Origin of the sequence: Methylobacterium sp. E-065 (assembly GCF_022829605.1) — a bacterium.
Classification (GTDB): Bacteria; Pseudomonadota; Alphaproteobacteria; order Rhizobiales; family Beijerinckiaceae; genus Methylobacterium.
The window spans coordinates 1-8,451 of sequence record NZ_JAKSYD010000113.1 but is presented as its reverse complement, the minus strand read 5'-3'; the positions used below and the strand labels follow the sequence as shown (position 1 = coordinate 8,451).

Sequence of the window (8,451 nt, the reverse complement as noted above, 5' to 3'; positions counted from 1 at the left end):
TCGTGATGAAGTACGGGGAGAGGTAGCCGCGATCGAACTGCATGCCCTCGACGACGTCGAGCTCGGTCTCGGCCGTCTTGGCCTCCTCGACCGTGATCACGCCCTCGTTGCCGACCTTCTGCATCGCGTGGGCGATCATCTCGCCGATCTCCTTGTCGCCGTTGGCGGAGATCGTGCCGACCTGGGCGATCTCATCGGAGGAGGCGACCTTGCGGGAGCGCTCGCCGATATCCTTCACGACGGCGGACACCGCCAGATCGATGCCGCGCTTCAGGTCCATCGGGTTCATGCCGGCGGCGACGTACTTGACGCCTTCCCGAACGATGGATGCGGCCAGCACGGTTGCCGTCGTGGTGCCGTCACCGGCGGTGTCGCTCGACCGCGAGGCCACTTCGCGCACCATCTGGGCGCCCATATTCTCGAACTTGTCGACGAGTTCGATCTCCTTGGCGACGGTGACGCCGTCCTTGGTGATGCGCGGGGCGCCGAAGCTCTTCTCGATCACGACGTTACGGCCCTTCGGGCCGAGCGTCACCTTCACCGCGCTGGCGAGCAGCTCGACACCGCGCAGCATCTTCTCGCGGGCATCGGCTGAAAAGCGAACGTCTTTGGCGGACATGGTGGAGCCTTCATCATCTGTCGTTTGGCCCCGAGGCACGCCACGGCGGGCGCCTCAAGGGGCAGATCACGCATCAAGGCCGTTGGGCCTGATCCGAACTCAGGCGACGACGCCCAGGATGTCGGATTCCTTCATGATCAGAAGGTCCTGCCCGTCGATCTTGACCTCGGTGCCGGACCACTTGCCGAACAGGACGCGGTCGCCGGCCTTGACGTCGAGCGCGTTGATTTTGCCAGCCTCGTCACGTGCACCTGGGCCGACGGCAACAACCTCACCTTCCTGCGGCTTCTCCTTGACCGTATCGGGGATGATGATGCCACCCTTGGTCTTCTCCTCGCCTTCGATGCGGCGGAGCACCACGCGGTCGTGCAGCGGACGGAATTTCATCGTGAGATCCTGATCGTTCCCAAGCGAGGCCCAACCGACATGGTGGGCTCTGTCGCGGGAAGAGTAGCGGCGATGACGAGTGTGTCGCCGCTCGATCGGCGCACCATTAGCACTCGCATCGCAGAAGTGCTAATTTCATGTCCGAGGGTCGCGACACGCATTTTAGAGGGGGGTGGCCGCGCCCTGCCGGCACCCCAGTCCTGTCACGGCGGTTTCAGGCCGCTCGCTTTCGTCGGCTCGTCTCGGTGCGGCTCGGATCAACCTGCGCACCGGTACGACCAATCGCTTCGCTGGGCATGTTCAAGCGAGGCCTTGCCGCGGAACGGTCCTGGCGTTCCATCCGGATCCGCTGGGAGCCCGATGCAGAGGGCTGGCCAAGCGCTTGATGTCATGGCATGGGCCGATCGGTGATTGAGCATCCCGCCGCCTTCCAACCCGTATCGCTTGCAAGCCTGGGGTGGTCCGAGTTCTTCGAGGATCAGCGTGAACCCCACGAGGCAGATTTTGCCCCGATGCGGGTTGCTGCGATTCACCGGTCCCGCCTGACTGCCCTATCGGAGGCCGGCTCGGTCGAGTTGACGCTGACCGTTCGTGCCAACGCGGGCGATTTCACGGTCGGCGATTGGATCCTCGTCGACCCGCAGACCCAGACATTGCATCGCCGTCTCGGCCGCAGGACGGTGATGGAGCGACGCACGGAAGGCAGCAGGATTCTACAGGCCGCAGCGGCCAATATCGACACGCTGTTTATCGTCACGTCCTGCAACGCCGACTTCAATCCAGCGCGCCTGGAGCGCTATCTGGCTCTCGCCAATCAAGGCGGCACAACCCCGGTGCTCCTGCTCACCAAGGCGGACACAGCCGACGATTTGGGCGTCTACCAGCGTCAGGCGTCCCAGTTGCAACGCGGGCTCGACGTCGTGACCGTCAATCCGCGTCTCCCCGCGGCTGCTAACCTGCTCGCTCCGTGGTGCGGAATGGGGCGAACCGTGGCGCTGGTCGGCTCCTCCGGTGTCGGGAAATCCACGCTGGTGAACACGCTGGTGGGCCCAAGTCAGGCGCCTGCTCAGCAGACCGGAGGCATTCGCGAGCACGATGCGAAGGGACGCCACACGACCACGTCGCGTTCATTGCATGCCATGGCCGGTGGCGGCTGGGTCATCGACACGCCGGGGATGCGAACTCTGCATCTCAGCGGCGCCGCAGAAGGAATCGAAACCCTATTCGCTGAGATCGTCGAGCTCGCGCCCTTGTGCCGATACCGTGACTGTACGCACGCCCATGAACCGGGCTGCGCCGTGACGGCCGCAATTGCCGAAGGCAAGATCGAACCTGATCGATTGAACCGGTGGCGCAAGCTTTTCGACGAGAACCGGGACAACACACCGACATCCGTTGGGCCACGCGGTCGCCAGCGTCCCGCCAGGTAGGCTCCACGATACTACTTGGAAGCTCTGGTCGCGTTGACGCCGTGTGGACGTCGATTTTCGCGACAGGGCCAGTGCGGAATCGGTTCCGAGCGGAAAAGGGGTCGGGCGAACATCGCTCGGCGCGCGCTCATCACCCGCGGCGGATTTTCATAACAGCTACACGCCTTGGATCGTGACGGCTACTGCTCGGGATACGCCGCGCTTCGAGGGGGGTAGCTGGCCAAGTACCGGGCGCGTTCCCAAAGATCGATACCATGGCCGTTGGGCAGCGCCGCAGCGATCGCTTTCGCGTCATCATCGCTTTGAGCCTGGATCGTACGGCTTTCTCCCACTCGGCCATCGACGCTGAGGCTGAATACACGGTACATCCGCGGCCCTGGATCAGGCTCATCGATACTGGTGGGTGAGCCTGACACGCGATGAGTGGTCCGGTGCGGACGGGACCATACAGATGGTCAGCGCCGTAAGTTGCAGACGCCCACGCCAGCGGATCGAGGGTGTTGAATCACACCAGCATGGGCATACCGGGGACGCCGGCTAAATCGATTTTGCACAATCTATCCGACGATGCACCTCGGAAAAATGCGCAGGCGCGGCAGTCCCCTATCCCGTTACCGCTACTCCCGGCACAGGTGCGATCGCGACGAGCCGACTGGCTCGAGTGGAGAGTGAGCGCCACAACGGGCTGAACGAGAATCTTCGTGTGCCGGCGCGCGCAATGACGTGCAATTCCAAATCGGGTTCGCTGCGCTATCCTGCGGCCGACGCACCGCGTGGACCGGCCTGTCTGGCCTCAACGGAGGACGCCCCCATGTTCGATGAATACGGCATCCCACGCGGGGCCGAGCCGGGCGGAGCCGACATGCCCGCCCTCTATCATTTTGTTTATTGCAGCCGTGCCGCCGAGGGTATCGATGACGCCGAAGTCGGCCGCATCGTCGAGGTGGCCCAGCGCCACAACGTCGCGCGTGGCATCACCGGCGTCCTTGTTTTCGGCAGCGGAATCTTCTTCCAGTGGATCGAGGGGCCGGCGGCTCAAATGAAGAAGCTGATCGCGAGCCTGCATCGCGACCCGCGGCATTATGATCTCGTCGCGCTGGATCAGAGTGAGGAAGAGCGGGAGCGCCTCTATCCGACGTGGGACATGGAGCGGGTCGAGGCCGACGATCTCCGGGTGGTACTCCGGGACGCGCTGGAGAGCGCCGAAGACCGGAACAATGCCGCGGCGCTCAAGCGGATCCTGATGCAACTCGATTCAGGGCCGCTCCACGCGCTCGGACGAAAATAATCAAGCCGGGACAAGACGATCGGTCGGACGTGTCGTCGGCGGCGCAGGCTCGGACATCACCGGCCGATTACGGTGCGATAATTGGATATCCGCCGCGTCCTTTACATCGTCGTAATTTGAGTTTCTCATGCCGAGCAGTGATCGAGCGACCAGCAAGGCCGCCGACGCGAGAGCGCCCTGGGGGGACGATGCAGAATTTCGGTCCGTCCGAACATCTGTGGAGCGACGGCCTCGGTCACGATGGCGAGGCTGCGGCAGAAGCGCGTTGGCAATACGCACGCAAGCGGGCCGCCGAGGCGGCGCGCGAGCGCTGCCTTGCCCTGGAGCAGGTCGTCCAGACAGAAATCATTCCTCAACTGGTTCTCCTTCACCGCAAAGCGGGGACCGAGGTCGCCAAACAGGCGTTCAAGCCCAGCGCGGGGCAGGTCGCGACCTTCACCGACCTCACGCTCTTGCCGGACCACGGGGCCGTGATCGAGGCTTTCTCGGCTCTGGTCGCGGCCGGCCACCCCGTCGATCGCCTATTCCTCGATCTGCTGGCGCCCTCTGCCGCCCTGTTGGGCCGCATGTGGGACGAGGACCTGTGCGACTTCGTCGAAGTCACCACCGCGGTCGCCCGCCTTCAGCATCTCGTGGCGCGCTTCCGGGCCGACGACGGGATGGCTGTGCTCGATGGGAAGCGCCGTCTGCTCCTGATGGGTGCACCTGGTGAGCAGCACACGTTGGGCGTGCAGATCGTCGAGCAGTTCTTGACCCGGGCAGGCTGGGCTGTGTCCCTCGGCCTCTCATCCAGTCCAGAGGAGATCACCGATTTGGTGGCGTCGGAATGGTTCGGCGTCGTCGGATTGACACTCAGCAGCGAGACCCGCGTCGATCAGATCGCGACGGCGATCCGTTCCGTGCGCGAGGCGTCGTGCAACCGGTCCATCGGTGTGATGGTCGGAGGACCGATGTTCCTGCAGAACCCGGACTTGGTCCATCAAGTCGGAGCGGACGCATCCGCAGTGGACGCGGCGACGGCGGTGCTCCTGGCCCAACGGCTGCTCGATCTTTCACTCGAGCACGACAAGATGTGAGATCTTGTTTGCATCTGCGGCCAATTGTGGGGGTCGGTGACGGGGATGCCCCGTCAGCCAGAGGCTTCTTCGTCAGCTGCGCGCCACCCGCCATTCCTCGGAGCCGGGCGTCAGCGCGAGATCCTGATGATGATCGACCGCGGTGAGATCGTTTCCGTCGGCGCATTCGCGGACAGGTTCGGCGTCTCCCACGAGGCGATCCGGCGCGACATCCGCAACCTCGAAGAGGCCGGGCGCCTGCGGCGCATCCACGGCGGGGCCGCGCCGGCCGTGCATCTCGATCGCACCGCCTACCGGCCCGTCACCGAACGATTGACGGTCGATGCCGAAGCCAAGGTCGCGGCGGCCCGTGCGGCGCTCGCGCTGTTCCAGCTGGATGGGGCGCCCAGATCATCTCCACGCGCGCCTTCCAGGCCGCGCCGAGTTTCGCCGCCCGGGAGATCGCCCCGGTCGGAACCGGGCCGTTCAAGGTCAAGGACTTCGCGTACGATCGCCGGTTCGTCTTCGCCGCGCATGACGGCTACTGGGGTGGCCGCCCGACCATCGACGAGTTCGAATTCCGCATCGTGCGGGAGCTGGCGAGCCGGCTGAACCAGCGCGCGACCGACGAGGCCCAGGTGATCACCGAGGTCTCCCCCGACCAGTTCCTGACCATCGCGGCCATGACGGGGCGCGAGGTCGCCGACGGCGCGATCCAGAACCTGCACGGTATCAACTACAACGCGTTCGATCCGGCGCTGGCCGGTCCGCGGGTGTGCCTGGCGCTGTTCTGCGCGATCGACCGGCAGGCGAACGCGCAGGGTCTCCTCGCCGCGCTGCCGCCGCTGGACGGCACCCGGCGCCGCCTGTCCCCGATCGACGGGCGACCTCGCGATCAACGTCTTCGACGATCCCGCGCGCCTGGGGCGCCACTTCGAGATCCTGCAGGCCTCACTCGAGATCGCGGCCGAACTCGGCGCGCTCCACTACATGATGCATTCCGGCCTCGCGCCGATCGCGGAGGCGGCCGTGCTCGAAGACGCCTATGCCCGCCAACGGGACTGGCTGGCCCGGGCCGAGAGGTCGCACGCGGTCTCGGGCCGCTGATCTGCCTCGAGACGATGTTCGGCGGCCATGCCGGCCAAGTCCATTGCGCCTCGCCTGCGCGGCTCGCGGCGGAGCTGGCCGCCATCGATCATCCCCACATCCGCGCCATCCTCGACGTCAGTCACTCCTACCTGCGCAACGGTTTTCACGGCAGCGATTTCGTCGCCGAGATCGCGGCGCTCGCCCCCTTCGCCAACCACCTCCACGTCCACGATTCCTTCGGACGCGCCGACGCGATCTGGATGTATCACAAGAGCGAGCGGCTGGCCTTCGGCCATGGCGACCAGCACCTGCCGGTGGGCTGGGGCTCGATCCCCTGGGACGCGCTGATGGAGGCCTGTGTCTTTCCCGTCGGCGCCGTGTTCGACATCGAGCTCAACCCGCGCTACTGGCACGCGGTCGAAGCGTGCATCGCCGCCACCCGGGCGCTCGCCGCCCGCGCCCGGACACAGGGCGCCGGAGCGGCGGCATGAGCGGCCCCCGCGCTCCGGCCGACCGTGTCGTCCTCTGTGTTTTCGACGGCCTGCGGCCCGATGTCGTCACGCCTGAGCACATGCCCAACCTGACCCGCTTCGCCCCGCAGGGCACGTGGTTCCGGGAGGCGCGCAGCGTCTTCCCGTCGATGACGCGGGTCACCACGACGGCGATCGCCACCGGGGCCCATCCGCGCGTCCAAGGAATCGTCGGCAATGCTTTCTACTTCCCGCAGGCGACGCGCAGCCACGTGGTCGACCTCGGCCGGTGGGACGATATCGGCCTCGCGGTGCGGGTGACCGGCGGCCGGTTCGTAACCGCAGAACCGATGGGCGACGTGCTGGCGCAGGCTGGGCGGCGCATGGCCGTCGTCCACACCGGCTCGGCCGGCGCCACGCCGGAGGCCGTCGATGATGTGGTCGGCCGCTTCGGCCCGCTTCCGCCCCGCCATCTGCCGCGCTTCGAAGAGTCCGACTATGCAGTGCGCGTCTTCCGCGAGCACGTGCTGGAGACGCTGGAGCCCGATGTCGCGCTGATCTGGTTCAACTAGCCCGATACCGCGTTCCATTACTGCACGCTCGGCGCAGCCGAGACCCGCGCAGTCCTGGGTGCAGTCGATGCCGCCTTCGGGCGCATCTTGGACTGGATCGACGCACAGCCGGATGCCGACCGCTACGCGGTGATCGCCGCCTCCGATCACGGCCAGATCACCATGCGCGACGTGGTGCCGGTCCGCAGCCTCCTCAAGGCCGCCGGCCATGCTGGGCGGTGCTCGGTCGGGCGCACGCTCGAAGGGGCGAGCTTCGCGTTGACCGGCGGCAACATCGCCGAGATCCGGATCCTCGAGGGCGGCCCAGCTCGCCGCGATGCCATCGCGCGCTGGTTAATGGAGCAGAGCCTCACCGGACTGGTGTTCACGCGCGGTGGCGCCGTTGAGGGCGAAGTTCCGGGCACATTCTCGCTGTCCCTGGTCGATCTCGACCACGCCCGGGCGCCGGACCTCGTCTTCGCCCTACGCTCCGACGAGGCGCCCGATCGGTTCGGCTATCCTGGTTCCGCGCTGATGACGGAGTGCGGCGTGCCGGTCGGCGGCGGCATGCATGGCGGCCTCAACCGGTACGAGCTGAACACCACTCTGATCCTGCGCGGCGCCGGCCTCCTGGCCGGTGCGCTGGACCGGCGCCCGAGCGGCATCATCGACCTCGCGCCGACGGTTCTGGCCGCCCTCGGCCTGCCGCCCGCCGCCACCATGACCGGCCGGTCGCTCCTCGATGCCGAGCCTGACGAAGCCGCGCCCCGGATCCATGAAGCCGGCCGCGACGGATTCCGGCAGCGCCTCGTCAGTGCCGAGCGCAACGGGTCGCGGATCCTGCTGCACGGCGGTCGCGTTGCGTAAAGCCGGGATGGCTTCGGCGCGGACCGATCAGGCTCACCCGATAGCCGGCAGCACCGGCTTTAGTTCTCCGGCAGATCGAGACGGCAGATCCGGCCGTTGATGAGGAGGTAGCCCAAAAACGGTCAGCGGGAGATGCAGGTCCACGAATGACCTCGCGCCTATTTGCTTTATTCATAACAGAAACTGCATGAGGACAGCCCCAATATCCGATGCCTTCTTCCATGCCGCGGCTCTCGATGCGGCCAAGCATGTCCTTCTCCAGCTTGTATCAGGATGTACACGGCCGCTGGTATTAGGCTCACTAAGTCCGGGGTATGGGTGAAGCACATCGGAGATGCCAAGCGGTTGCTCCATCAGATGTAATGCATCTGCTCCCCGCCGCGCTCACCAGCGGGCCTGCAATCCGGCGGAGATCACCTGGGCGGTGGCGCCGGGACGCACGTCGCCGGTGTAGCTCAGCGACAGCATCACGCCCTCGGCCACCGGGCCGGTCAGGCTCACCCCAGGACCGCCCCGTCCCGGCCGAGCCGGCCCGTGCGCGTCGCGAACGGCACCCCGAACTTGCCCGAGCGCATTGTTGCGACGGTTTCGCCCAGCTCGCCCCCCCAGTAAGCCCGGCCCTCCAGCCGCAGACCCGCCATGCCCCCCGCCGGGCCCTCGCCCGCCCAGCCCGCCAGACGCCGATCGGAAGAGCC

At 66.4% G+C, this 8,451-nt stretch carries 8 protein-coding genes and 3 pseudogenes; 8 read left to right on the top strand and 3 right to left on the bottom strand.

Going from position 1 to position 8,451, the window contains the following annotated elements:
* Nucleotides 1-619 (bottom strand): TCP-1/cpn60 chaperonin family protein (locus MKK84_RS14175; RefSeq protein ID WP_279599524.1); only part of this gene is annotated, 619 nt, incomplete at its 3' end.
* 99 nt (nucleotides 620-718) lie between these two features.
* Nucleotides 719-1,006 carry a co-chaperone GroES gene (gene groES, locus MKK84_RS14170; RefSeq protein ID WP_243920647.1) on the bottom strand — a complete coding sequence of 96 codons (288 nt, stop codon included), beginning with the start codon at nucleotides 1,004-1,006 and terminating at the stop codon, nucleotides 719-721.
* Between the two features lie 395 nt (nucleotides 1,007-1,401).
* Between groES and rsgA the strand changes: the two genes are divergently transcribed.
* The 8 genes and pseudogenes from rsgA to MKK84_RS14130 form a co-directional block, all read left to right on the top strand.
* Nucleotides 1,402-2,436 (top strand): ribosome small subunit-dependent GTPase A, encoded by a 1,035-nt coding sequence (rsgA, locus tag MKK84_RS14165; RefSeq protein ID WP_243920645.1) that lies wholly within the window; start codon nucleotides 1,402-1,404, stop codon nucleotides 2,434-2,436.
* 661 nt (nucleotides 2,437-3,097) lie between these two features.
* A complete protein-coding gene (locus tag MKK84_RS14160) occupies nucleotides 3,098-3,724 on the top strand; it encodes a BLUF domain-containing protein (RefSeq protein WP_243920643.1) in 627 nt (208 codons plus the stop codon).
* A 29-nt stretch (nucleotides 3,725-3,753) separates the two neighbouring features.
* Nucleotides 3,754-4,800 (top strand): B12-binding domain-containing protein, encoded by a 1,047-nt coding sequence (locus MKK84_RS14155; protein WP_243920641.1) that lies wholly within the window; start codon nucleotides 3,754-3,756, stop codon nucleotides 4,798-4,800.
* Nucleotides 4,801-4,845: 45 nt separating this feature from the next.
* Nucleotides 4,846-5,004 (top strand): annotated as a pseudogene (locus tag MKK84_RS35700) (hypothetical protein); the annotation flags it as partial.
* Nucleotides 4,965-5,546 (top strand): annotated as a pseudogene (locus MKK84_RS35920) (ABC transporter substrate-binding protein); the annotation flags it as partial. The pseudogenes MKK84_RS35700 and MKK84_RS35920, both read left to right, overlap by 40 nt.
* 354 nt (nucleotides 5,547-5,900) lie before the next feature.
* Nucleotides 5,901-6,359 carry a TIM barrel protein gene (locus MKK84_RS14140; protein WP_243920650.1) on the top strand — a complete coding sequence of 153 codons (459 nt, stop codon included), beginning with the start codon at nucleotides 5,901-5,903 and terminating at the stop codon, nucleotides 6,357-6,359.
* The gene (locus MKK84_RS14135) at nucleotides 6,356-6,910 is read left to right on the top strand and encodes an alkaline phosphatase family protein (protein ID WP_243920639.1); all 555 of its coding nucleotides are present in this window, start codon (nucleotides 6,356-6,358) and stop codon (nucleotides 6,908-6,910) included. The genes MKK84_RS14140 and MKK84_RS14135 overlap by 4 nt, the downstream gene beginning before the upstream one ends.
* A 12-nt stretch (nucleotides 6,911-6,922) precedes the next feature.
* Nucleotides 6,923-7,756 (top strand): annotated as a pseudogene (locus MKK84_RS14130) (alkaline phosphatase family protein); the annotation flags it as partial.
* Between the two features lie 497 nt (nucleotides 7,757-8,253).
* On the opposite strand, the gene MKK84_RS14125 reads toward MKK84_RS14130, so the two are convergent.
* The coding region (locus tag MKK84_RS14125) for a hypothetical protein (protein ID WP_243920637.1) at nucleotides 8,254-8,451 on the bottom strand (198 nt) is incomplete at its 5' end.